The sequence below is a fragment of the Pradoshia sp. Z3_51 genome (assembly GCF_058215915.1).
The window spans coordinates 295,349-320,992 of record NZ_JBZAJC010000001.1 but is presented as its reverse complement, the minus strand read 5'-3'; the positions used below and the strand labels follow the sequence as shown (position 1 = coordinate 320,992).

23 protein-coding genes and 1 tRNA gene are annotated in these 25,644 nt (G+C 36.1%); 15 read left to right on the top strand and 9 right to left on the bottom strand.

Translation table 11 applies throughout. The features are described 5' to 3' along the window. The first annotated feature begins 13 nt into the window (after positions 1-13). Positions 14-802: an SDR family oxidoreductase gene (locus AC4BHA_RS01450; protein ID WP_066103531.1), complete on the top strand. Its 789-nt coding sequence runs from the start codon at positions 14-16 to the stop codon at positions 800-802. 330 nt (positions 803-1,132) lie between these two features. Here the strand turns inward: AC4BHA_RS01450 and AC4BHA_RS01445 are convergent, their stop codons facing one another. Beyond that, positions 1,133-2,008: a phosphatase PAP2 family protein gene (locus tag AC4BHA_RS01445; protein WP_066103533.1), complete on the bottom strand. Its 876-nt coding sequence runs from the start codon at positions 2,006-2,008 to the stop codon at positions 1,133-1,135. A gap of 250 nt (positions 2,009-2,258) precedes the next feature. On the opposite strand from AC4BHA_RS01445, the gene AC4BHA_RS01440 reads away from it, so the two are divergent. The 5 genes from AC4BHA_RS01440 to AC4BHA_RS01420 all read left to right on the top strand — a co-directional run bounded on the left by AC4BHA_RS01440 (position 2,259) and on the right by AC4BHA_RS01420 (position 6,447). Beyond that, on the top strand, positions 2,259-2,702 hold the full coding sequence (locus AC4BHA_RS01440) for a hypothetical protein (protein WP_225983572.1): 444 nt from the start codon (positions 2,259-2,261) through the stop codon (positions 2,700-2,702). Next, positions 2,690-2,980, top strand: coding sequence for a YxcD family protein (locus AC4BHA_RS01435; protein ID WP_066103535.1), 291 nt, complete (start codon positions 2,690-2,692; stop codon positions 2,978-2,980). The genes AC4BHA_RS01440 and AC4BHA_RS01435 overlap by 13 nt, the downstream gene beginning before the upstream one ends. 201 nt (positions 2,981-3,181) lie before the next feature. Then, positions 3,182-4,324, top strand: a complete 1,143-nt coding sequence (locus AC4BHA_RS01430) for an acyl-CoA dehydrogenase family protein (protein WP_490558035.1) — start codon at positions 3,182-3,184, stop codon at positions 4,322-4,324. A gap of 84 nt (positions 4,325-4,408) precedes the next feature. Further along, positions 4,409-6,028, top strand: coding sequence for a long-chain fatty acid--CoA ligase (locus tag AC4BHA_RS01425; RefSeq protein ID WP_066103538.1), 1,620 nt, complete (start codon positions 4,409-4,411; stop codon positions 6,026-6,028). Positions 6,029-6,192: 164 nt separating this feature from the next. Beyond that, positions 6,193-6,447 carry a sigma-G-dependent sporulation-specific acid-soluble spore protein CsgA gene (locus AC4BHA_RS01420; RefSeq protein WP_066103540.1) on the top strand — a complete coding sequence of 85 codons (255 nt, stop codon included), beginning with the start codon at positions 6,193-6,195 and terminating at the stop codon, positions 6,445-6,447. 177 nt (positions 6,448-6,624) lie between these two features. Here AC4BHA_RS01420 and AC4BHA_RS01415 read toward each other — a convergent pair whose 3' ends face one another. Next, a complete protein-coding gene (locus AC4BHA_RS01415) occupies positions 6,625-7,362 on the bottom strand; it encodes a cyclase family protein (RefSeq protein ID WP_139891876.1) in 738 nt (245 codons plus the stop codon). Positions 7,363-7,786: 424 nt separating this feature from the next. Between AC4BHA_RS01415 and fbp the strand changes: the two genes are divergently transcribed. Further along, the gene (fbp, locus tag AC4BHA_RS01410; RefSeq protein ID WP_066103543.1) at positions 7,787-9,715 is read left to right on the top strand and encodes a fructose-1,6-bisphosphatase; all 1,929 of its coding nucleotides are present in this window, start codon (positions 7,787-7,789) and stop codon (positions 9,713-9,715) included. Positions 9,716-9,788: 73 nt separating this feature from the next. Here the strand turns inward: fbp and AC4BHA_RS01405 are convergent, their stop codons facing one another. Then, on the bottom strand, positions 9,789-9,995 hold the full coding sequence (locus AC4BHA_RS01405; RefSeq protein WP_490558034.1) for a hypothetical protein: 207 nt from the start codon (positions 9,993-9,995) through the stop codon (positions 9,789-9,791). Between the two features lie 357 nt (positions 9,996-10,352). On the opposite strand from AC4BHA_RS01405, the gene AC4BHA_RS01400 reads away from it, so the two are divergent. Both AC4BHA_RS01400 and AC4BHA_RS01395 read left to right on the top strand, forming a co-directional pair. Next, positions 10,353-10,931 carry a copper resistance CopC family protein gene (locus AC4BHA_RS01400; protein WP_139891877.1) on the top strand — a complete coding sequence of 193 codons (579 nt, stop codon included), beginning with the start codon at positions 10,353-10,355 and terminating at the stop codon, positions 10,929-10,931. Positions 10,932-10,934: 3 nt separating this feature from the next. After that, positions 10,935-12,023, top strand: coding sequence for a copper resistance D family protein (locus AC4BHA_RS01395; RefSeq protein WP_490558033.1), 1,089 nt, complete (start codon positions 10,935-10,937; stop codon positions 12,021-12,023). Between the two features lie 539 nt (positions 12,024-12,562). Here the strand turns inward: AC4BHA_RS01395 and AC4BHA_RS01390 are convergent. The 5 genes from AC4BHA_RS01390 to AC4BHA_RS01370 all read right to left on the bottom strand — a co-directional run bounded on the left by AC4BHA_RS01390 (position 12,563) and on the right by AC4BHA_RS01370 (position 15,382). Further along, the gene (locus tag AC4BHA_RS01390; protein ID WP_148629767.1) at positions 12,563-13,054 is read right to left on the bottom strand and encodes a hypothetical protein; all 492 of its coding nucleotides are present in this window, start codon (positions 13,052-13,054) and stop codon (positions 12,563-12,565) included. Positions 13,055-13,060: 6 nt separating this feature from the next. Next, on the bottom strand, positions 13,061-13,477 hold the full coding sequence (locus AC4BHA_RS01385; protein WP_490558032.1) for a hypothetical protein: 417 nt from the start codon (positions 13,475-13,477) through the stop codon (positions 13,061-13,063). Positions 13,478-13,699: 222 nt separating this feature from the next. Then, a complete protein-coding gene (locus AC4BHA_RS01380) occupies positions 13,700-14,299 on the bottom strand; it encodes a DUF6944 family repetitive protein (protein ID WP_066103552.1) in 600 nt (199 codons plus the stop codon). A gap of 374 nt (positions 14,300-14,673) precedes the next feature. Next, a tRNA-Arg gene (locus AC4BHA_RS01375) sits at positions 14,674-14,747 on the bottom strand. Between the two features lie 146 nt (positions 14,748-14,893). Then, on the bottom strand, positions 14,894-15,382 hold the full coding sequence (locus AC4BHA_RS01370; protein ID WP_490558031.1) for an STAS domain-containing protein: 489 nt from the start codon (positions 15,380-15,382) through the stop codon (positions 14,894-14,896). Positions 15,383-16,200: 818 nt separating this feature from the next. On the opposite strand from AC4BHA_RS01370, the gene AC4BHA_RS01365 reads away from it, so the two are divergent. Both AC4BHA_RS01365 and AC4BHA_RS01360 read left to right on the top strand, forming a co-directional pair. After that, on the top strand, positions 16,201-17,508 hold the full coding sequence (locus AC4BHA_RS01365) for a hemolysin family protein (protein ID WP_066103556.1): 1,308 nt from the start codon (positions 16,201-16,203) through the stop codon (positions 17,506-17,508). Between the two features lie 73 nt (positions 17,509-17,581). Continuing rightward, a complete protein-coding gene (locus tag AC4BHA_RS01360) occupies positions 17,582-18,643 on the top strand; it encodes a hemolysin family protein (RefSeq protein WP_066103558.1) in 1,062 nt (353 codons plus the stop codon). A gap of 78 nt (positions 18,644-18,721) precedes the next feature. Here AC4BHA_RS01360 and AC4BHA_RS01355 read toward each other — a convergent pair whose 3' ends face one another. Then, complete coding sequence (locus tag AC4BHA_RS01355) at positions 18,722-18,865, bottom strand: hypothetical protein (RefSeq protein ID WP_175354252.1); 144 nt, start codon at positions 18,863-18,865, stop codon at positions 18,722-18,724. A 315-nt stretch (positions 18,866-19,180) separates the two neighbouring features. Between AC4BHA_RS01355 and AC4BHA_RS01350 the strand changes: the two genes are divergently transcribed. From AC4BHA_RS01350 to AC4BHA_RS01335, 4 genes are all read left to right on the top strand, one after another. Continuing rightward, positions 19,181-21,343 carry a DNA topoisomerase III gene (locus AC4BHA_RS01350; protein WP_066104290.1) on the top strand — a complete coding sequence of 721 codons (2,163 nt, stop codon included), beginning with the start codon at positions 19,181-19,183 and terminating at the stop codon, positions 21,341-21,343. Positions 21,344-21,433: 90 nt separating this feature from the next. Further along, positions 21,434-22,360 (top strand): manganese-dependent inorganic pyrophosphatase, encoded by a 927-nt coding sequence (locus AC4BHA_RS01345; protein ID WP_490558030.1) that lies wholly within the window; start codon positions 21,434-21,436, stop codon positions 22,358-22,360. 379 nt (positions 22,361-22,739) lie between these two features. Beyond that, positions 22,740-23,195 (top strand): YueI family protein, encoded by a 456-nt coding sequence (locus AC4BHA_RS01340; protein ID WP_066103561.1) that lies wholly within the window; start codon positions 22,740-22,742, stop codon positions 23,193-23,195. Positions 23,196-23,360: 165 nt separating this feature from the next. After that, positions 23,361-25,601: a DEAD/DEAH box helicase gene (locus tag AC4BHA_RS01335; protein ID WP_490558029.1), complete on the top strand. Its 2,241-nt coding sequence runs from the start codon at positions 23,361-23,363 to the stop codon at positions 25,599-25,601. The last annotated feature ends 43 nt before the right edge of the window (positions 25,602-25,644 follow it).

Below are 25,644 nucleotides of genomic sequence, written 5' to 3'. Positions count from 1 at the left end.
GGAGGTTGAACGATTGGATCTTAAATTAGCAGGAAAAAACGCGTTAGTGGTTGCATCTAGTCAAGGTTTAGGAAAAGCTATTGCGCAAAAGTTAGTGGAAGAGGGCGCAAATGTAATGATAACTGGCAGACATGCAAACAAGTTAGAAAAAGTGGCAAATGAACTAATCCCTTTAAACAAAAAAAGCAGGGTTGTCTATTGTGAAGTTGACATTACAAGGCCTGAACAAATTAAGGACTTGGTAAGGAAAACGGTGCAAGAGTTTGGAACAATTGATATTCTACTCAATAATGCAGGAGGACCGCCGGCAGGGACATTTATGGAATTATCTGATGAGGACTGGCAAAACTCGTTTGAATTGAATTTATTAAGCTATGTTCGAATGATTCGAGAAGTGTATCCTTATATGAAAGATCAGGGTGGAAGGATTCTTAATATGGCTTCTATTTCTGTTAAGGAACCAATTCAGGGATTGCTGTTATCCAATACATTCCGCCTTGGTATTACCGGTTTAACGAAAACATTAGCATCTGAATTTGCTCAGGACCATATCTTAATAAATACGATTGCACCTGGTGTTATATCCACAGGTAGGATAACCTATTTGGATGAAAAAACAGCCGAGCGTCAAGGGTTATCCATAGATGAAGTAAAAGAAAATGCACAAAAGCAAATTCCGCTTGGCCGATACGGAGAACCAGAGGAATTTGCTAACTATGCAGTATTTCTGTTATCAATGCTCAATACGTATGTAACCGGACAAGTATTATTAGTCGATGGTGGAAAAGTGAAGGGAATTTAATTTCTATTAGAGTTTGAAAGAATACCCGTCCATTTGTAAAAGATAGAGATTGAATGAGGAGATTTATTGAAATAAATAATTGTGTATTCGCTTTATATTTTTTTTGAATTTATTCAACATAGCAAGTGGTTATTCTAATGAATCTCTTTGGAACTTTATATGAAAACCATTAATAATAATGAACGGCATCGTTGTTGACGATGCCGCTTTTATATGGTTCCTTTTTAATAAGATTTAATCTATGATTTTTCTTTTCCTGATAAAGAAGCGGAAATTTTAGGTGTCTCTTCGAATAAGACTTTAAAGTCCTATTAGGTTGATAATTCAACATTAGTTCGCTTGCTTTTCGGATTTAATCTTTGAAGATACGGTTTTATTTTTGATGAAAAGCAGGTTGGGTGTCATTTTTCCTTCCATTCGCGCAGACTTACTTACCAATATAGAGATCAAATTGGCCATCGTAAAGGCTGTAATAGCAAGAAGTACTCCTGCAGCCATATCTGTCAGCCAGTGTATGCCAAGATAAATAGTGGAGAACATGATTATTCCCACACTGCCAGTCATAAACCATTTAAAAGGCTTATTGTTCGACTTATAGCTTAAGAATAATAAAGTCAGTGAAATCGAGTTATGCAGGCTTGGGAAACAGTTATTCAATCCTGATACATTCCGATATTGAGTCTCAAAGTCCGGATAAACTTCCGGGATTAAAAAGTGTACCTGAGAATGGACATACCATACCTCATTAACAGGTAAAAAAAGATAAAAGGGTATGGCAATAAGATAATTCAGCCCAACGGCATAAATAAATGTATAGAATAATTGCTTGTTTTGTTGGATGAAATAGAGGACAAATGATGTTGAAATCAAAGTGACAAATATAATGATGTAGAAAAAAGTTGTGATTTCTGTTAACCAAATATTATACAATAGGTTTTGGAAATTAGCCAGTAATTGCCCTTCATACTGCTGAATAATATGAGAATAGTCCCCGATATGAATAAAATTGCTCTCTATTTGCAATTCCAGTTTATTGATTAAAAGTATAGTCCCAAGTAATGCAAAATGAATCCATGATTTTTTGTTCTTTCGGCTATCCCATAAAATCTTAAATACGATGAAAGGGTTACGCTTTGATAGGATAATAACTAAAAAAACCGTCATAATCGTGATGGTGATAGCAATCGTAAACATAGATTGATACATATACAGACGTTCCCTTCCTGATTCAATATATTCATAGTGTATATATTATAACGTTTTGAATTGTAGGAATAGTAAAAAGGGTCCAATTTTTACATATTTTATTTGAATTGAATGATAAGCTTACAAATTTTATAAAAATCTATATAAATTTTGAAGAAAAATGAAAAACAATGAAACTTCTTAAAACTTGATTCGTAAATACAAATATGGGAAACTAAGCCTGACTACTAGAATTACAGGAGGAATTACTTTGTTAAAGAAAATGTTAACTGCTTTTATGTTGGTTACCTTTGTATTTGCACCGGTGGCTGAACATGCGTTTGTAGGAACTTCACACGAGGTTAGTGCAAAATCATACCGTTCAGGTAAAAAATCGTTCAATTCAAATAATAACCAATCTAATTTCAACCAAAACAATTCAACAGTTAATAAGCAAAAATCAACAACAAACAGCAATGCCAAAGCAACTAAAACAAATTCATTTAATAAAGGTGGATTCATGAAAAGTATGATGCTTGGCGGTATTGCCGGTTTATTATTCGGCGGTTTGCTAGCTAATATGGGTGCCATGGGATCCGTACTTGGTTTATTATTGAATGTACTTGCAATTTTGCTGATTGTTGCTTTAATCAAAAAAATCTTTACACGTAGTAACCGTCCACGAAAAGAGGTTGACGGAACGTGGAGACAATAAAAATTTCAGAGAATGAGATTATTAATTCACTTTGTGTTTATATCGCAGCTAAAAAGCAAGTCAATCCTGAACAAGTTGAAATTGAATTATTGTATGACGATAAATATGGGTTCTCCGCAGAAGCACATGTTAATGGAAGATCCCAAATTCTAATCACCGCAAACATGATTGAAGCACTGCGTTTTTATATTGAGCATGAGCTGAATATGGATCCATTTGCTGCAGCTATTGAACTTGAATTAGATGACGAGGAAGGCATTATTGCCTACGTTCAATAAAAGTATGAAAAGAGGCTTAGGCCTCTTTTTTTATTATTTAAAATGATTAGCTTATAATCAGTCTATTCATCAATTGACTGGGACTGTTACGTATTTTTAGAAAATTATAAAAATGTTCGTGACTTTATACATATTGGTCGCTAATATAAAAAGCATAAGAAATTATTTAAGCGCTTACATACATATAGGAGGAAATAAAAGATGCATCCTTATTTAAATGAAGAGCATGACATATTTAGAAAATCCTTTAGAAAGTTTCTAAAAAAAGAGGCGTATCCATACTATGACCAGTGGGAGAAAGAGAAACTGATTCCAAGAAAATTTTGGTCCAAGCTTGGTCAAGAGGGATATTTATGCCCGGATTTACCAGAGCAATATGGCGGCTTGGAAACGGATTGGGGTATATCAGTTGTCATTAATGAAGAACTCGAGCGCCTTGGTTCCGGTACAATCGGGATTGGTCTCCATAATGATATTGTTGTGCCGTATATTAACGCCTATGGTACGAAAGAACAAAAGGAGAAATGGCTTCCCAAATGTGTCAGCGGGGAAATCATCACAGCTATTGCCATGACAGAACCAGGTGCAGGCTCTGATCTTGCTTCCTTATCTACATACGCAGAATTAAAAGAGGACCATTATATTTTAAATGGACAGAAGACCTTCATTACGAACGGAATCCACGCAGACCTCATCATTGTAGCTTGTAAAACGGATTTACATGCTATACCCAAGCATAAAGGAATAAGCCTGCTTGTTGTCGAAAGAGATATGGAAGGCTTCTCAAGAGGACGTAAACTAGAAAAAGTGGGTATGCATTGCCAGGATACAGCGGAGCTCCTATTTGAGGATTGTATCGTACCAAAGGGAAATTTGTTGGGAGAAGCAGGGAAAGGCTTTATGTATATGATGGATAAGCTCCAGCAGGAACGGTTAATCGTAGCTATTTCAGCTCAGGTTGCTGCTGAGGATATGCTTCAGATGACGCTCGATTATGTTAAGTCAAGGAAAGCATTCGGAAAATCAATCAGTGATTTTCAAAATACGAAGTTTAAGCTGGCTGAAATCGCATCCGACATAAAAATGGGAAGAGTATTTCTTGATCAATTAATTGCAGATCATATAGCCGGGAAGAATATAGTAGCAGAAGTCTCAATGGCCAAGTGGAAATTAACAGATATGTCTAAACGCATCTCGGTTGAATGCATGCAGCTACACGGTGGATATGGCTACATGGAAGAATACAAGATTGCCAGACGATTCAGGGATACCCCGGTTGCCAGTATTTATGCCGGTACAAATGAAATTATGAAGACGATCATTGCTAAGAACCTTGGACTTTAATGGGGGAAAGTGAATTAGCATTGGACTCAAGGTCAGGTGAGATTTAAGAGTACTATATTCAATTAATAGGAGGAAGGGGTAATAATGATGATGCACGTGCCATTAACTGTACATTCTTTGCTGGAAAGAGCTGAAAAAGTATTTCCGAAGAAAGAAGTGGTATCAAGGACTCATGATAAGGTGCAGCGATTAACGTACAAAGAGATCGGTGAAAGGACAAGAAGGCTGGCGGATGTACTCCAGAAAATGAATGTATCAAGAGGTGATAAAGTCGGTACGCTGGCGTGGAATCACCATCGCCATCTCGAAGCATATTTTGCAGTACCTGGCATTGGAGCTGTTGTCCATACCATTAATATTCGTTTATCCGCAGAACATATTACCTATATTATTAATCATGCAGAAGACAAGGTACTATTGATTGATGAAGATATTGTACCCCTAATAGAAAAAATCGCCCCAGCGCTGACAACCGTCAAGGCCTATATCATTATGACGGATCAGACAGAAATACCCTCAACAAGTCTTAAACCCGCATATTCATATGAAGAACTTCTAGCAGTCGGCAACCCGAAAACTCCATTTATAAATGATTTAGATGAAAATGAAATAGCAGGAATGTGCTATACATCAGCAACAACTGGGAATCCAAAAGGTGTATTGTATTCGCACCGGGGGATTGTGCTGCATAGCTTCGCACTCGGCCTAGCAGATACAACAGCTGTTTCTGAACGTGATGTGGTCATGCCTGTTGTGCCAATGTTTCATGTGAATGCCTGGGGATTGCCATTTGCGGCCACCTGGTTTGGAGCAACTCAGGTTCTGCCTGGACCTCAATTTAATCCTAAATTATTAGCCGAATTTATCCAATCAGAAGGTGTGACAAAAACAGCTGGTGTGCCGACAATTTGGTTAGGTCTCCTGCAGGAGCTTGAAAAAGGTACATATGATACCAGCACATTGGAATTTATTTTATGCGGTGGCTCGGCTGCACCAAAAGGATTGATTAAGCAATTTGAAATTAAATATAAAATACCATTCCTACATGCTTATGGAATGACAGAAACGGCACCATTGGCAACTGTATCACGTCTGAAAAGCTATCAGTTAGACTTACCGGAAGAAGAGCTGCTCGATATTAGAGCTAAGCAAGGCTTGCTTGTACCAGGCCTGGAAATGAAAGTGGTCGGCTCTGAAGGAGAAGTGAACTGGAACGGATTGGATATGGGTGAGCTGATGTTACGGGGCAACTGGATTGCAGATGAATATTATCGTGATGAACGGACTGCTGAGGCATTTAAAGACGGATGGCTGTTGACTGGAGATATAGCAACTGTAGATGAAGAGGGCACAATCAAGCTGGTCGATCGAACAAAGGATTTAATTAAGAGCGGCGGTGAATGGATTTCATCTGTTGATCTGGAAAACGCCTTAATGGCTCATGAGGCGATATTTGAAGCAAGTGTCGTAGCCATACCGCATCCCGAATGGCAGGAAAGACCGGTCGGGTGTGTAGTTCTTAAGCCTGAATTTCATGGAAAGGTTACCGAAGAAGAGATTCAAAGCTTCCTTAAGCCGCAATTTGCAAAATGGTGGATTCCAGATGAAATCATCTTTATGGATGAAATCCCGAAAACCTCCGTTGGTAAATTTCTAAAGGCTAAATTGAGAGAAATGATTCAAGAGAGAGTATCTAATAACTAATAGTGGATAGGTAGGGGAGAAGTCTAAACCATTAAGGATATGGTTTAGGCTTTTTTATTGCGGTTGCTTTATAAATCTAAGGATGAATCGGTAAATGCTGGTATGATTTGTTCTCTCCTGTAAAGAATAAAGGAATAACTACTATTCATTAAGGAGTGTACTTTATGAACCAGTCATTAGGATATGTGAAGGAAATTTTATCAGCACATACGGAGGACAGCAAAGTTGGCAAGCATATTTATAATATGATTTCTGACGGAAATTACGACAGCGGAGAACAGTTTGTCAGAGATTTATCAGTGGGTGAAAGTCACTACCTAAATAGGGTTTTACAAAATGCCATTGCTTATTCAAACCAAGAGCAGGACGAAGAACGATCCAAGCATTTAAATGAGATTTATGAGTTGTTGTTTGTTTGAAGAATTTTTATTTCGCACGACTTCAAGATTACAAAATCAAGCTTTGCTGACATCATACGTTTCAGGGAGAAGGCAGAACGATTCAATTATTCCAGAGACACTATATAAGATTTATTTACTAAAAATTGCTCAAGAAGAAAGGAGGTGCATAGCAACTCCTTTTTTATATTTGTCCTATCAAGGCAAAATAGAGAACGAACGTACTGGGAAGCCTGACGCTTTTTCAGGTTTCGGTACGATATTAAAGATGATAGCTCCTTTAGGAGGCAACTTGTCCAGGTTTTTCATGAGTTCAATTTGATACGTATCCTGAGAAAGTACATAATATTCGCCTCTAAGTTCCCCATTTTTACGGAAGTCAATAGCTGAATCGGTGTCAAAGGTTTCATGGCCAATAGCTTTGATTCTTCGTTCTTCAAACAAAAATTTCAACGCTTCATAGCCCCAGCCAGGGATATGATTATGGCCTTCCTCATCTTTGTTGGAGAAGGCCTCTTTGTCTGGCCAGCGCTTGCTCCAGTCGGTGCGCAAAGCCACAAATGTATTTGCCTCAATTGTTCCGTGTTCTGTTTCAAAATCTAAAATATCATGGATGGTGAGTGTGAAATCAGGATTCTTCGCCGCCTCTTTTGATTTGTCAATCACAATCAAGGGCAACACAAGCTCCTTTAGTTCCAATTCGTCCAAATACCGGGTGTCTGGCACGAAATGAATGGGAGGATCAATATGGGTTCCATATTGACCAGCGAACGAATAACGCTGTGCCATGAATCCGTCTTCATGAGTAAATAAAGTATCAATCTGTGCGTCATCAAACATAAAGAAATGAGGGGAATCTGGTCCAAATGTATGAGTGAGGTCCACCCACTCCTTAGATTTCAAGATATTAAGTACCTGCAACAGATTGTTTACCATCTACTCAGCCTCCATAATTTTCAATTTTCGAATAATTATTATATACTTTATCATAGAGGTGTAACGGCAACAAGCTCTCCCTTTAAAAAGAATATCAGGTATGATATTTTTTATTACTTTTGCAATAGTTAATATCATTACAGATAAGAGAATGGTTAATGAATTGAGCATGATTTTTACCAATAGTGAAATAGAATTATTCATTCTTAAAAAACTTATCCCGGTCAAAGTTATTATTGCAAACCAGTGACGGTTTTACTATTAGAAATTTAAAAAATCTGTATTCAACTATTGGTTAAATAAATTATAATTAAATTACTATATTCGCTAATTCGGGGAATTTACAAATGCATTCGCTTTCCCCTTTTATTAATTAGATCCAATCGATTAGATTGATAGAAATATCGAAAGGGGATACTTATATTTGAATTCAAAATACCTGGACTTACTCGTCCAAAAATATGATTGTGAAGAAAAAGTAGTAACAGAAATTATTAATTTGGAAGCCATCCTTAACCTACCGAAGGGGACAGAACATTTTGTCAGTGATTTACATGGGGAGTATCAAGCTTTTCAACATGTACTGAGAAACGGTTCCGGGAATGTAAAACAAAAAATCAAAGACTTGTTTCAAGATGTTTTATTAGAAAAAGAAATTAATGAATTTGCGACATTAGTTTATTATCCTGAAGAGAAATTAAAGTTAATTAAAAATCAATTTGATAATAAAGAAGAATTGAATCAATGGTATATCGTTATTATTGAGCGGATGATGAGACTTATTTCTCATGCTTCATCCAAATATACCCGTTCGAAATTAAGAAAAGCATTGCCAAAGCAGTTTGAATTTATTATCGAAGAACTGCTGTACAAAACGAATCAAGCAAATAAGGAAAAATATTATAATGAAATTGTTGAGCAAATCATCTCCTTAGGCCAAGCTGATAAACTCATAACAGGTCTTGCCTATACAACTCAGAGATTGGTTGTCGATCATCTTCATGTTGTTGGCGATATATATGACCGTGGACCTGAACCTGATAAAATCATGGAAACTCTAATCAATTATCATTCGGTTGATATTCAGTGGGGTAACCACGATGTACTTTGGCTAGGTGCTTATTCTGGTTCATTGGTTTGTCTTGCTAATATTATTCGTATTTGTGCAAGGTATGACAATCTCGATATTATTGAAGATGTGTATGGAATCAATTTGAGGCCTTTGTTAACTCTGGCTGAGAAATACTATGATGACAATCCGGCTTTCAGACCAAAGGTACATTCAGATCAGAAACTATCTAGTCATGAAAAATTACAAATAACGAAAATTCATCAAGCAATTGCGATGATTCAATTCAAACTCGAAATGCCTATAATAAAGAGACGTCCGTGCTTTAATATGTCAGATAGGCTTTTATTAGAGAAAATTGATTATGATAAAAATGAAATAACGATTTATGGGGAGACTTACCCTCTTGAAAACACTTGCTTTGCCACGGTTAATCCCGAACAGCCTGAACAGTTATTAGAGGAAGAACAGCAGGTTATGGAAAAGTTATTATTCTCAGTTCAGAATTCAGAAAAGCTCGCGAGACATATGAATTTCCTTATGAAGAAAGGAAGCCTTTATTTAAAATATAACGGGAACCTATTAATACATGGGTGTATTCCTTTAGATGAAGAAGGAAATATGGAGAAGATGACCGTCGATAATAACACCTATTCAGGTCGTGAGTTACTTGATGTTTTTGAGCAATATTTACGTTATTCTTTTGCACATCCTGAAGAGTCGGGTGATCTTGCGACGGATATGGTCTGGTATTTATGGACGGGAGAATATTCGTCACTCTTTGGAAAAAGAGAAATGACAACTTTTGAGAGGTACTTTATTAAGGACAAGTCAACCCATAAAGAAAGAAAGAATCCATACTATCATTTACGCGAGAATGAAGAAATTTGTCGCAAAATACTAGCTGATTTTGATCTGGATCCTGACACAGGTCATATCATAAATGGCCATACACCAGTTAAAGAAATAGAGGGAGAAAATCCAGTTAAGGCAAATGGAAAAATGATCGTAATTGATGGAGGTTTCTCCAAAGCATACCAATCAACTACAGGCATAGCAGGATATACATTGCTATATAATTCTTACGGTATGCAATTGGTCGCCCATAAGCATTTTAATTCAAAGGAAGATGTCTTACTTAACGGGACAGATGTTTTATCAATAAAAAGATTGGTAGATAAAGAATTAAAACGGAAAAAGGTTAGAGAAACCAATATTGGAGAGAAAATAATTCAGGAAATTTCAATATTAAATAGTTTAAGGGAATATCGCTATATGGATTGATAGCAGCTTGTACTTAAAAAACAGGAACAGTGTTCCTGTTTTTTTTGTTTCAGCAAAATCAATATGGTTAACTTTATACTTCATGTATCGGTCTTCCAAATGTGTTTATACCTATATTCTTTAATTGCTTTTCTAAATGTTCTGGCTTCACTTTCCTCTCTTGGCAGTAAGTTGGATAGTAATAAGGTGAGGCGACAGGTGCGTCTAAATTCAGCCACACTGAACAATAGATATTGTGAACATCTCTTACGGGTAAAAACTCTCCGCTTTCCAATTCCACATCATCATCTACACCATATTTGAATCTGCAGCAGGAACATATTTCATATGAACCCTCTTTAACTGTTTGGAATCATAATAAGCGGGTATATACAGACCTTTATGACCGCATACGGGGCAAATATATTTCATAGTTTATAATCTCCTTGTTCATTGTGTGAATTCTCAATAAAGGTAAATGACTTCTTTGTTTTCTTTATTTCCTATATTATAGTGAGGGGTTCCTTAAATTATCAAACCTATTGTAATCTATAATTTACAAATAAGTCTGAATACGCTTATCTTATTATTTGGGATACATGTAAACTTTGCAATAATTAGAATTGATTTCAAGAAATTACGAACAGGGGGAAATGTTTTGAAGAAAATTATACTAATCATCGCAGTACTGTTAATGGTTTCTTTTGTACCTGATGCTTTTGCGCATTCTCATTTAGAGAGTTCTACACCTAGTGACGGAGAAGTTATTTCAGAAGAGTTACGTGAAATAACATTAATATTTAGTGGGAAAATTGAACAAGGCAGTACTTTTAAACTATTGGATTCCAAGGAACAAGCTGTTTCAGTTGAAAATATTACGATCACGGACACTGAAATTACAGGAACAATTCCTGTTAGTTTGATAAATGGAAATTATGTTGTTGATTGGAATATTATTAGTGCAGATGGCCATCAAATGGAAGGGGAGTTTTCATTCGAGGTGAAAATTGCTGAGACTGAATCTCCACTAGCTAATAACGATGAGGAAGAACAAGTGAGTAAAAATGTAGAAAATCATGAAGGAAATCAAGATGGTTTAAATGAACAGGATTCGAATGAAAATGTTGCTAATGATCAAACAGAAAATGATATATCATCCAATCTCGTTCCTATTATTATCGGTGTTTTAATAGTCACTATTATAATCACCTTTATTGCATTAAGGAGAAAAAAATAAACAATGTCCTCTGTAATTTTTAGCGAAGTTGCCCTATATCTTTGTCTTTCCATATTAATGGGCAGTTTTATTCTATCCATTGTTCCAAACCATCATCGGCCTAGCATATCTGTAGGAAAGAAATATATGATCTTAGCTGCCATTGGTGTTGGATTATTTTCTTTTTCACCCGTACTCATTCGAATCTTGAACTTACAGCAAAGAGTAGACTGGCAGGGGAGAATACAAACGGTATTATTAACGTTCGAAATTGGCAAGGCATGGATTTTTACAACTATTGTGATGTTAATTTTACTCTTGTTTATTGCTAAATTTCACCAAAGAGAAGATTCTAAATACTCTTGGATTGGATGTATTTTAACCATTCTTTTGATTATGGGCCTTGCTTGGTCCAGTCATGCAAGTACATCGGAACAGATCATCGGTTTTTTAACTCATTTTGTGCATGTTACTGCTGTAACGGTCTGGGTTGGTATTCTATTTGTTATAAGTTGGTTCTCAAAAAATCAAGAGAATTGGCTGCAGTTTTTGCGATGGTTTACCCCAATTGCAATTAGTTGTGTCCTAGTGACAGCTGCTTCAGGAATAGTCCTTATGACATTTGTTATAGATCTATCGCAATATCCAAATTCTTGGATGGTTGATTATGGACAATTTTTATTGATAAAACATATTCTTATTATGGTGCTGCTTGCCTACGCTTTCGTTAATGGCATACTCATTCGACGGAGGTTAAGGGAGGACGAAACCTTTAATCCAGTTCCCTGGGTGAAAGCCGAAAGTATAGTAGCACTACTGATTTTTTCGGCAACTGCTGCAATGAGCCATCAATCACCGCCAAGTGCAGGTACATTGGAACATGAAGGATTATCTTTTCTATTCGAACTCTTTTATCAAGGTCAGTATTATTCAGGAATGGATGTTCAGATGAGTGTAAATTCAATCAGTATCTTACTTATTACTATTGCTTTTCTATTTTTAGCCTTGCTATTTTATGCGTTTATTAAAAAAGCTTCATCAATGATCACATTAGTGCTTAGTATCTTCTTTGTCCTTTCAAGCTATTTGGCTTTGATCATGAGTGTTAGTTAAAAGGGAATTATTATAAATTTTTCCGTAGGTTTTAAGTTAGCGATTATAAAATGAGTTTATTTTTAACAAAATGGGTGCCATTCATGAATGGATTGGCCTTTTTCTATATAAGGAATATATGTCGATGTACGGGCTACGCTGAAATTGAAAAAGCGATTAAATCGGTGATTAAACGTGAAGCAATAGAGTAACGAATAACTACAAAGTATTCATAGGGTGTGGTCATCAAGCAAAAAAGATTTAATCGCTTTGCCAACTATATTTTATATTCGTTCTTACGAAACGAAAGTCAGCAGAAGCATAATGAATAGGAACGTCCTAGGCATTTATAGGACGTTTTTATTAATGAGAAATATAAAAATTATTTATGGATATATGCATACAGACTATTAATTGCAATTTACTCACAACTATGCTCAAAAACATGTGGAGCTTATTGTATGGTACTATCTGAAATTATAAAGATAAGTATATAGCTGATTCGATTGTGAGGATATAGGATATATCCCATTGAGATAAAGAAACGTGTGGAAATACATTTAATTATATCTAGCATATAAAAAATTTTGTATATGACTAACTTCATTTTTTAATGAATTGACTAACGAAAATAAAGCATTCACATCATTTTGCAATAGGGTAATCTGGTTCTCGATTTTTTTAAATTGTTTGTTTTGTTCTTCCCTATATGTTTGCTCATTCTTTTCATTTAATTCTGATTGTTTTATATCCAGAAAAGTACCGCCAATAGATACTAAATCACCAATTGTTATAGTACTTGCTCCAATTAATGCAAGGATAAAACCTAAGTTGGATTCATTGGCCTGGTCAGGGGGGGGAGAAGAATCTGCCGTATTTTCTAATTGCTCTTCTTCTTCAATTTCCTCAACTTCGCTTGCCTCAAAGCTGATGCCGAGAACTGTAAGAAGGTTACCTATTGTGACAATCATTTGGCCAAATAAATCAACCTTATCTCCAAATTCAACAGGCAAAGATTCGATAAATTGATTTTCTGAGTCCTTTTTAATCAACTCTAATCACCTACTTGATTGTAGCCTGATTTTCTCCATAACTTTTAATGTAGTTTGATTTAAATCCTCTTGAATTCTTTTTAATGATGAAAAATCTTTCTCAAGTTCTATTTCATTTAATTCAAATAAATGATTCATACTATCAGTGTTAAATACGTTGTTTAGGCAATTTAGAATCCCTTGGAAGGATGATACTAGTTGAGTATGTTCAATGACTAAAAATGAGGGAGGAATTGTATTTTCTAAACAAAGAACGCTAGTCTGTGCAACATTTGCTGCATTTTTTAAATCTATATAGTATTGTTCTGGGTTTATGATTAAACCATTATCAGCAAACTGTGGATAGATTTTATTTGATATATAGACTAAGTTACCGCCGGCTAATTGAAGAGCATGCCCATATTGTTTTATAGTGTTTGCCATATCTTTTCCCCTTTGATCTATAAAGTAAGTTAAAACAATATATGCCCAAAGATTAAAGAAGTTCCAAGAGTATATAATCTGGATGCCATTGTGATTACAGATGTCTTTTTTCAAATGATTAATATATGAATTGTAATATTCCACTAAATAAAAAAGGAGTTCCAATAAATCGTCAACATGACTTTTTGGAACGCCTCTATTTATAAAGAAATGCAATTTTATCTATTTATAGTATACAACTGAATTAACGGTTTGAAATTTGGAAAGATCCGACTCACTTATTGTTTGAGCGATTGCTTGGATGATAGCACCAATAGCTTGTATCCAGCTGCCTATGGAATTGAATTGCTGTCTCTTAAGACTGGTTGATGGTAAAAATCCCGCTATTACTAACATATTAATCCCAATGGTTTGTAACAAACCTCCGAATGCATTATATAGATTAGCAAGTTTAGTGATTCTTTCCAATGAATACATAAAAGACAAAACCGTGCCCAATGCTTGTCCTTCATTTCCTATATTGAATACGGTTTGTTGTGCATTTGAATCACTAAATGGAAGGATATAACCGGCCACTTCTGCAGACAAGCCGCCCGCCTGAATTATATTACCAACTTTATTTAGTGTCAGGACGCTCTCAGTGTCAACCAGGACTGTCGTAGCCGCAAGCTGAAGATTGTAACCAATTAAATTGATATCAGATGAGGCCTTATTATCGAGTGATATAGGTGGTGTATTCCCAATAGCAGTTACAATTCTGCCAAACGCGCCTACCCACATTGCACCTGTTGTAATCTGTGTTTTGGTTTCTATTTGAATCACCAACTTAATTTGTGGTTTTAGTCATACACCATCGTATTCAAATATGTAAATTTATGTTCTGCTAAATTAAATAACGAAAAATTCATGCAGCATGGTCCTATTTCCAGAATTTCTTCAAGAAGGATGTAAATAAAAGTGATGAATATGAACTTTGTTTTTTATAATAGCGAGAAATTTGAAGGAAATGTACCTACTTATATATGTAAGCATAAAAGTAATAAGTTGGGGGGCTGCCCGACCAACCGACATTGGGACACCACTAGAAATATTTCAAAATGTATAATCTCATCTATTGTTTTCGGCAGATTATCGGCAAACGTTAGACAGCTACTTTACACACAAAAAAAAGCCTTGATAAATCAAGGCTTTTCGTACGTCCCAGAGAGGATTCGAACCTCCGACCTACAGTTTAGGAAACTGTTGCTCTATCCTGCTGAGCTACTGGGACTTATGTAAGATACTTTATAATTATAATAATTTTATTACTAAAGGTCAACTTTATTAACCAATTAATATTCTAAATTAATAAATATGGTTTTGTTTATTACGGAAAATGTTATAGGGTGTTAAATTCCATATCACTGAAATCTCGATCTATTTCAGTGATTCCTTTACCATAATAAGACCCTTTTCTTTCATTAAACATTCCAGTGCTGTTTTAAAGGTTGAGAATGCATGTAGTGAATTGGTAAAAGGTAATTGGGAAGAGACTAAGTCTTTTACAAATTCTGGTGATAATCCTACAACAAGGACTTGTATTCCCATCACTTTTAAGGAGGATATTAAGTTTCCTATATTCTCACCCATCAGTTCTAAATTATCACAATCTTTTAGAACGAAACCGGAAAAATCAAGTACAATGGAATCGATTTCTGAGTTGTTTACATAATTTAATATGATTTGAATAACCTGATCAAAGTAGGCTACTGAAACATCAAAAGTTAAAGGAACAAGTAAGGTGTCGGGTATGATGGAAGCAATCATCGGGACTGTAACTTTACGGTCCTTAGCTTCCAACTCCCTGACTTTCTCGGTTAAATCATTTATTTGCTTAAGAAGTAATTCTTTTTCGTTAGTCTCCATCTTCAACCTCGCTTATATAAAATATATACATTGACTTCAGGTATATTATTGTTTAATTCGGTAGTAACACAAGTAAATCCTTTATTTTTAAAAAAACTTCGAAATTAAACCGACTGATAAGAATACTATATATAAGTGTGGATTGTTTAGACCTAGAGTTTACATCTACACAGTATAAAAATATTTTTAGAGTACTGCTAAAGATTCTGTAGAGTTATATATTTGCATTTACGTATACAAAAAACTATAAACCCAATAATAATTTTGAAATGGATATTTTTATAGGATTATCTAAATTATAAACAAATAAAGGTTTATTGCCTTTTTATTAGGATTGTTTAGTACTCAAAGGATGTTATTTTAATAAAATATGTGAAAGTTTTTTGAACTTTTAGATGAGGTTTATTATATTCATAAGTGGTTTCATTTTATATTATCATTAGTTTTATGTTATAGTTTTTTCTAACTATATTATTCAAGGAGGCTTACTTGATAGAAGGTGAAAGGCTTAGAATGATAATCCAATGCAACAGACTCCTTTTAAAGATGTTTTTCAATAGAGAAGGATCTTCCGCTTAACTCTTCTTGAATCGTGTCCTACCATGGTAAGGAAGGATAACGATTAATTTCTACTTTTAATTATATTTTCACCCAATTTGAGAGCATATAACATTCTCGGTTTGGTCTTTTGCATGCAGAAGAGTATTTAGAGATTATAAGGATGTAACCAAAACTAATAACAAAACGTAAAAAACTATGAAACTAGTAAAAATTTTTAAAAATAATTTGGAGGTGAATCCCTCTTAAGAGGGAAATAATTGGACATAACCACGATAATCAATCTTGTTTTACTTGTAGTACTAATAGGAGCCTCAGGGTTCTTTGTAGCATCTGAGTTTGCGGTAGTAAAAATTCGGATGTCCCGTATTGATCAATTAATTTCAGAAGGAAACAAAAAAGCAGTGCTTGCGAAAAAAGTAGCAAGTGACCTTGATTACTATCTTTCTGCCTGTCAGCTTGGTATTACCGTAACCACTTTAGGACTTGGTGCACTGGGTAAACCAGCGGTGGAAGGTCTATTGTATCCTTTGTTTAATCTTTTTAATGTGTCTGATGCTGTTGCATCAGCATCGTCCTATGCGATTGCATTTATACTGGTTACTTTCTTGCATGTTGTAGTGGGGGAAATGGCACCAAAAACGCTTGCGATCCAATTTGCCGAAAAACTCACACTAATGCTTGCGCCGCCTTTATATTGGTTTGGCAGAGTGCTGTCACCATTCATTAAAGCTTTGAATGGGACATCGAGAGTCATTCTTCGTGCATTTGGAGTCAAACCTGCTGGACATGAAGAGGCATATTCTGAGGAAGAACTAAAGATTATTATGACTCAAAGCTTTCAGGGCGGGGAAATTGATCAAACGGAATTGGAATACATGGAAAACGTGTTTTCATTTGATGAACGTGTTGCCAAGGATATTATGGTTCCAAGAACTGAATTGGTTACGCTCGATTTGAATATGAATTATGACGAAATCGTGAGTATTATTGATGAACATAACTACACACGTTATCCGGTTGTTGAAGATGGGGATAAAGACAAGATTGTCGGTGTAGTAAATGTGAAAAAAATGCTGACTCATATTGCTGCCAAAAGAGAACGTAAACTTGAAGAATTTGTTAGAGACTTGCCTTATGTTCTTGAAGCAACCCATATACAGGATGCACTGTTGAAAATGCAACAGGAACGGGTACATATGGCTTTAGTCATTGATGAATACGGAGGCACTTCAGGAATTCTTACGATGGAAGATGTTCTGGAAGAAATTGTGGGAGAAATCCGCGATGAGTTTGACGCTGATGAAGTGGCCGATATCCGTAAAGTCGGAGAAAACCAATATATGATTAATGGACGAGTCCTTTTGAGTGAGATGGAGGAACTGTTTGGTTTAGAGTTTGAGGACAGTGAAGATATAGATACAGTTGGAGGCTGGATTCAATATCAAAAAATTGATACTGTTCAAAATGGAGACTCATTGGAGCATGGTAAGCATCTATGGGCTGTAAAGGAAATGGATAACCACCAAATTAAACAAGTATTGTTTACTCAAAATGTCAAGAAATAATCAAATGAAAATATTGGAACAACAAATTTTTTTACTATTCTTGGAGGTGAATCCCCCTTTTTGGGGGAAATAATTGGACGGATCAATCGCTTTAAATTTATTTTTAGTAGCTATATTTATTGGACTTACTGCATTCTTTGTTGGTGCTGAATTTGCCATTTTGAAGGTAAGGATGTCCAGAATTGAACAATTGATATCTGAAGGCAACAAAAAGGCGGTTCTTGCCAAAAAAGTTGCAGAAAATCTAGACTATTACCTGTCAGCATGTCAGTTGGGTATTACGGTTACAGGATTAATATTAGGTGCGTTGGGGGAACCAACAGTCGAAAAAATGCTCCATCCCGTATTTGATGAATGGGGGATCTCAGATTCAGTATCTACTGTCCTGTCCTATGTAATTGCTCTTACGATCGTCACGTTCTTGCATGTTGTTATAGGTGAACTTGCTCCTAAAACATTGGCGATCCAATTTGCAGAAAGATTATCCTTGCTTTTATCGCCGCCGCTATATTGGTTCGGAAGAGTAACAAAACCTTTTATTAATGCATTAAATGGTTCTGCGCAATTTATCCTTCGAATCTTTGGTGTACAGCCTGCTGGACATGATACAGTCCATTCGGAAGAAGAATTGAAACTAATTGTCACTCAAAGTTATGAGAGCGGAGAGATAAATCAAACTGAGCTGGCTTATCTAGAGAACATTTTTGCATTTGATGAACGTATTTTAAAAGATATTATGATTCCAAGAAATCAAATTGTCACTTTGGATAAGCAAATGTCTCTTGAAGAAATTCTTGAAACGCTTGATCGCTATGAATATACTCGCTATCCTGTTACGGAAAATAGCGATAAAGATCTTCTGGTTGGATTTATTAACACAAAAGAAATGCTGACAAATATAGCAGCAGGGCGTGAAAGACCGATTCAGGATTTTATTCATGATATGCCGCGTTTGAAATCAACTACTCATATCAAGGATGTATTATTAAAAATGCAGCAGAGTCGGGTGCACATGGCTATCGTTGTAGATGAAAAAGGCACTATAGCCGGCTTGGTCACGATGGAAGACATTTTAGAAGAAATTGTCGGAGAAATTAAAGATGAATACAATGGAGATGAACTGCCTGCAACTTAATGGCAAGTTCGTTCAATAGTATGTAGAAGGAGGAGGCTGTCCGTTGAGTCGTTTGTAAGACTTTTCGGAGCCTCTTTTTTATGCATTTAAATAGTGGAATACTGCTTGTTTTAAGTAATTATACTGAGAGTCATTGGTGTCCGAAGACCATTTAGAGCTTGATTTTAAAGACCATGAGTTAAGCAATGCCTTCTTTATTTGAGGAAGATGCTCAGTCTCCATACAAATACCTCCTTTATTTAATCTGATCTATTAGTAATGTCCTCAAAACTTTTATCTATAAAATAGCCTAAATTTCGGTAAAAAGTTAATAGTAAATGAGTTACGAAGATATATATGCTTTTTAAATATACTCTAATCAATTAAAGTTATCCATCAATTACCAGTTTAAACTTTTCAGAAACCTTGTAGTAAAATAGAAGTATCTTTTAAAAAATAATAAAAATGATACTATTAGCAAGTGGACTTTTTTAATTAGATTCTTAAGCTAAAGTAATGAACAAATTTTCATAGAAGGAGTTTGACCTGAAAATGGGAATCCCATTGATTATTGCGGAGAAACCGGATCAAGGAGTTACACTGGCATCTCCATTCTCTTTCAAAAAAAGGGACGGGTATTTAGAGATTGCTCCTAATGAAGTATTTCCGGAAGGGGCATTATGTTCATGGGCCATCGGACATTTAACCGAATTATCCTCACCGGAGAAATATAAACCGGAGTGGAAAAGATGGGCTATTGCCACATTGCCAATAATCCCTGATAAATTTACATATGAAGTAACAAAATCAAAAACGAAGCAATTTAACATTATCAAGCAATTATTGAAGCGACCAGATGTCGAATCAATTATTCATGCAGGTGATGCTGGGAGGGAGGGTGAATTAATCGTACGCAATATTATTGCCGTGAGCGGCGTTCGTAAACCGATGAAGCGTTTATGGATCTCTTCTTTAACGAAAAAATCCATATTAGAAGGATTTAACAGCCTCCGTGACAGCCAGGAAACCATACCTCTCTATCATGAAGCCTATACAAGATCGTGTGCAGATTGGCTTGTTGGCATGAATGCATCAAGAGCCTATTCCTTGCTGCTTAAACAAAAAGGGATGAATGATGTATTCTCTGCAGGAAGAGTACAGACACCTACACTAGCTTTAATAGTGAAACGGGAATTGGAGATTGAAAAATTTGAATCTAAGCCATTTTGGGAAGTCATTGCTACGTTTGATATAAATGGGCAGACTTATGAAGGAAAATGGGAAAAGGATCAGGAGTCCAGACTGGATAAGCAGGAGATGGCTCAAAATATTGCAGCTTTTTGTAAAAATAAAGATGCGAAAATTATAGAAATGAAGACGGAGCGTAAAGAATTCCAGCCGCCCTTATTATTTAATTTATCGGCCTTACAGGCAACCGCCAATAAAATGTATAAGTACTCACCAAAACAAACGCTGGATATCACGCAAAAACTGTATCAAAAGGGAATTGTCTCTTATCCGCGGAGTGATTCAAACTACGTGACTAAAGGAGAGGCGGAAACATTCCCGGAGATCCTATCGAAACTTGCTCAGTTCGAGGAATATAAATCATTCATACCCGTTCCAAACGAATCCATTATCAATAACTCTAGGTTTGTTAATGAAAAGAAAGTATCGGATCACTATGCGATTATTCCTACTGAACAGGTGACGAATCCAGCCAAGCTTTCAGGAGAAGAAAGGAATATCTATGATTTAATTGTGCGTCGTTTGATTGCTGCTCACTATGAATCAGCCATATTTGACTATACAACCCTCATAACATTAGTTGATGGAAGAGCAGAGTTCATTTCAAAAGGAAAGCAGCAAATACGAGAAGGCTGGCGACAAATTATTTTCCAGCAAGAAAAGGATGAAGATACCATCCTTCCGAATGTCCAAAAAGATGATGAAGGTAAAGTGAAAAGCGTTAAAGTAAAAGAAGGAAAAACGCAACCGCCTAAACGATATACCGAGGGACAATTAATTACGTTAATGAAAACGGCCGGTAAGCATCTTGATAATGAAGAACTCGAAAAAGTGCTAATGAAATCAGAAGGACTGGGAACGGAAGCAACAAGAGCGGGAATTATTACGATGCTGAAGGATAGAAAATATATAGATGTTAAAAAGAATCAAGTATTTGCGACTGATAAAGCGAAAGTGTTGATCAGAGCGATAGGCGACGAGATATTGGCTTCACCTGAAATGACAGCTAAATGGGAGCAGCGCTTGGCCGAAATCGGGCAAGGGAAAGCATCAGCTGCTCAATTTATGGAGCAGACAAAGAAATTAACGGGGAAGATTATTGAGGATGCTGTAAAAGGCTTTGAAACCTGGGATTTTACAGGATTAAAGGTTGAAACGATTGAACGTACCTCTTCTAAGTTTACAACAGGGAAAAAGGTAGGCGCCTGTCCGCTGTGTAAAGGGGATATAGTCGATAAGGGTGAATTTTATGGATGTGCGAATTATAAGCAAAACCAGTGTAAATTTACATTTTCGAAAAAAATCCTTGGAAAAAAGATTTCCCAAACCAATATGCAGAAATTATTAAAAGATGGGAAAACCAATGTCATAAAAGGGTTTAAAAAAGGAGAAAAATCATTTGACGCGGCGATTGAATGGAAGGACGGTAAAATTAATTTCCTGTTTTCAAATGAAATTGCTCCAAAAACTTAAAAATTTTTGTGCATTCAGGTATAATGGTCGAAGAAGTTTCCATTTGCGCTGGTAAATGGAGTACATATTATATTAAGGGAGTTTTTGTAAATGAGTAAAGTATTGATTTTTGGACATAAAAATCCAGATACTGACACAATTTGTTCAGCAATCGCTTATGCTGAATTAAAAAAAGAGTTGGGTGTTGAAGCAGAACCGATTCGACTTGGTGCGATTAATGGTGAAACACAATATGCACTTGATACATTTAAAGTGGCAGCTCCCCGTTTGGTTGAGAAGGTTGCGGAAGAAACACAGGAAGTTATTCTTGTAGACCACAATGAAAGACAGCAAAGTGCGGATGATATCGATCAGGTTCGAGTATTAGAGGTTATTGATCACCACCGTATTGCAAATTTCGAAACAGCTGATCCATTGTATTACCGTGCTGAGCCGGTTGGATGTACAGCAACCATTTTAAATAAGCTATACAAAGAAAACGGAATTCAAATCAAAAAAGAAGTAGCTGGCTTAATGTTATCCGCTATTATTTCTGATTCTTTATTATTTAAATCTCCAACTTGCACGGAGCAAGATGTTGCTGCTGCAAAAGAATTGGCTGAAATAGCTGGTGTTGATGCAGAAGAATACGGATTGGAAATGTTAAAAGCTGGAGCAGATTTAAGCAAGAAAACTATTGCAGAATTAATTTCTTTGGATGCTAAAGAGTTCTCCATGGGCACATCAAAAGTGGAAATTGCACAAGTGAATGCAGTTGATACAAACGATGTAATGGCGAAGCAAGCTGAACTCGAAGCAGCTATGCAGGCAGCTATTAATGAAAAGGGTCTGGATTTATTTCTATTAGTTGTAACAGATATCCTAACAAATGATTCTGTTGCCCTTGCTATTGGTGATAAAGCTGCAGCTGTTGAAAAAGCTTTCCATGTAACATTGGTAAATAATACAGCTGTTCTAAAAGGGGTTGTTTCCCGTAAGAAACAGGTAGTTCCAGCATTAACAGAAGCATTATCGTAAATTTTACTTGCAAAATTTCTGGCATGATGTTATATTAATATATGCGATGAGCTGAATTGTGTAAGTCGAGCACATACCTTATGGTACACACTATGTGGAGTGTGGTGACTCGCCTCAATTTTTTCGAACAAGGCACCTGTTTTTAACAGGTGCCTTTTTATATATTCATATCCAGAGTGTCGATTGGACACATCAATAATGGTACACAAATAGCGAGCTTTAAAATACATAATGCAGGCAGATCAATCAAAAAATAGTAAAGATAATAATCAGGTTTTCCGAATAGGGAATCGTTGAGAAGGCACTTAACCAAACTAATACATAAGCTCAAGTTAAGAACGATTTACATATGTTAATTAGTATTCAAGGAGGAAATAAAATGAATAAGAAAACAGTAGATGATTACTTACAGGAAGGGATACATGGCGTTAAAGAAATAAAGCCTGCTGAACGGAAAGAATTTCTTGGGAGCTTACGTGAACGTGTGGTTGTCGCATTAACACAGGCTCAGGTTTTTCAAAAACAAATCCCACATGGATTTATTGACCTATTGAAAAAAAATAAGGGCGCTAAGCTTTATTTAAATGGCCACATTAATTATTCCCATCTATCGAAATTCGTTAAAGCAGCAGATGAACATGGGATTCAATTTAAAATCGTGACCAATAAAGACTATAATTCACCTAATGGTTTGGTATTGGCCTATGATCATGCAATTAATAACGATAACATTACATTAGAAGAACCGGCACAGGAAGAAACTAATACTGAGGAGACAGAAAAAAAGACAGGTTTTTTTGAATCACTTAAGCAACTCTTTACAAAAAAATCATAAACAAAATGTCATAACTGTGCACCCCTTAATACGAGAAACAATACGGTGTCTGGATGCATGTTTCGGTTAGGTGAGTATGTGCCATCGACTATTCTAGTTTTAGTTTGTATGGTATAGTTATCAAATTAGAGATAATTTAGGTTTATGATTTGAGGGGCACAAAGAATGAATTCAACACAAGAGTATATTGAAGAATGGCAGGAAGCACTTGAAGAAGAGATTCAGTATTTAAAAAAATATGGAAGTACCCGCTATCACCTGATGAATGGCAATAAGATTATGTCAGGTGATTCTTTTACGTACTATTTTGAGTCATCCAGTATTTTGCGTATACCTGTTGGAACGATTGCTAAGCTGGAATGGGGCGGGAGTCGGTTTGATGCCAGAATCCTATCCTCTGAGGGCAATAGTTTGCTTCTGTCTCTTGAACAATCAATAGGTGAATTGATTGAAGAGGCTACGATTTATCATGACCCATGGGAACTTTTAGATCAGCTAATTGAAAGACTGGATGATATCAGGAAAAGTAAGCGGAAAAGAAGTCGGGTTAAACGGATCATGGAGCCTTCCATGCCTGATAAACGAACGGACAAAACAAGTAAAAGCGCGGTACGCGAATTATATGTCAGATCAAAATATAACCCGGTCACATATGTTTGGGGACCGCCTGGTACAGGAAAAACGTATACTTTAGCACGAACGGCAGCCAATAAATATTTTAAAAAGAAACGTATATTAGTTCTCTCTCACAGTAATCAGGCTGTGGATGTCCTGCTTGCCGAAATTACGGCATTTGTTAAACGAGCGGATCGTTTTCATGAAGGAGATATTTTACGTTACGGCTCTCAAACTGGTGAGGGTCTTCTGATGCATGGGGATATATTGCCGACTAAATTATTGGAAAGTCATGATGGACATTTAGTGAAGGAAAGGGATTCGATTAATGAAGAAAAGAAACTGCTAAAAAAAGATCTGTCTCTGTCTTTTAGCGTACGTGACTCGGAGCAGCTTCTTGACCTTGAAAAAAAACTGGGCAGAATCTTAGAGAAAATAAGGCAAAAAGAAATTCATTTAGTCAAAAATGCCTTCATTGTTGGGACTACCTTGGCGAAAGCAGCAATGGACCCGAGTATTTTTGAACAAGAGTATGATCTAGTTATCATTGATGAAGCCAGTATGGCCTTTATCCCGCAAATTGCCTTTGCCGGCGCACTTGCCAAGCGTTGTATTATTTGTGGGGATTTTAAGCAATTACCTCCTATTGCGGTTTCGAGGGGAGAGCTTGTAGACCGCTGGCTGAAGGAGGACATCTTCCATCGTGCCGGTGTTGCTGATATTGCACGTGGGGGAAAACTTCATACTCATTTGTTTTTATTAAAGGAACAGAGGAGAATGCATCCGGATATCTCCGCTTTTACGAACCAATATGTTTATAATTCACTGGTTGGCGATCATCCAAGTGTTCATATAAATAAAAAAGATATCGTTTCAAAGACACCTTTTGTAGATCGTGCTTCCGTACTGTTAAATACGAGCTTCACAGGGGAACACTGCTTTACGGGCACTTCCTCTGGTTCTAGAATGAATTTGATGAATCTATTGTTATCCTTTCAGGTCATTCATGAAGCCTACAGCAATGGGAGTAAATCAATCGGTTATGCAACCCCTTATCGTGCGCAGGCACAATTGATGGAAACATTAATTAAAGATCTATATGAGGAAGAGAACGGCCTGCATGATATATTGGCTGCCACTGTCCATCGTTTCCAGGGAAGTGAACGGGAAGTAATGGTATTTGATAGTGTAGATAGTTATCCGCAAAATCGGGCAGGGATGCTTTTAACGGGCAGGGAAAGTGAACGGCTGTTAAATGTTGCAATTACCAGAACAAAAGGGAAACTGATTCATGTCAGCGATGTGGAGTTTATAGAATCAAAAGTTTCGCATACAAAAACTCTTCATCAGCTCGTTCAATATCAAATGAAACGGAATCAAATGGTCAATATGGATCAAATAGGCAAATGGATTGCCAACCATCATCCAAAATTACAATGGATTTATGCAAGAAATTTGGAAGGGTTCTATCAGGATTTAAAAAAAGCCCAATCTTCCATTATCCTTTCCTTGCCAAATTCCAGTGTGTTATCATCGGATTTTGTTCAAAGAGTGAAGACGAGGAACTCAAGAACAAGACTGATGATGTATTCTCCAGATTCCCATTCCTATTTGGATCCGGATATCCATCTTCAGAATGGGCCAAGCTTCACATTTGTCATCCTTGACCAAAAAGTATTGTGGTTGGGGGTTCCTCTTGAAGCCAATAAACGTGTTCATCCGCCATACATTGGAATTCGATTGGAATCCGAAGCATTTATCAATCAATTTCTCCAGCAATTGCCTAAATAAATTGTCGGAATTTTAGTTGCTATTTTCACATATAAGATTTATA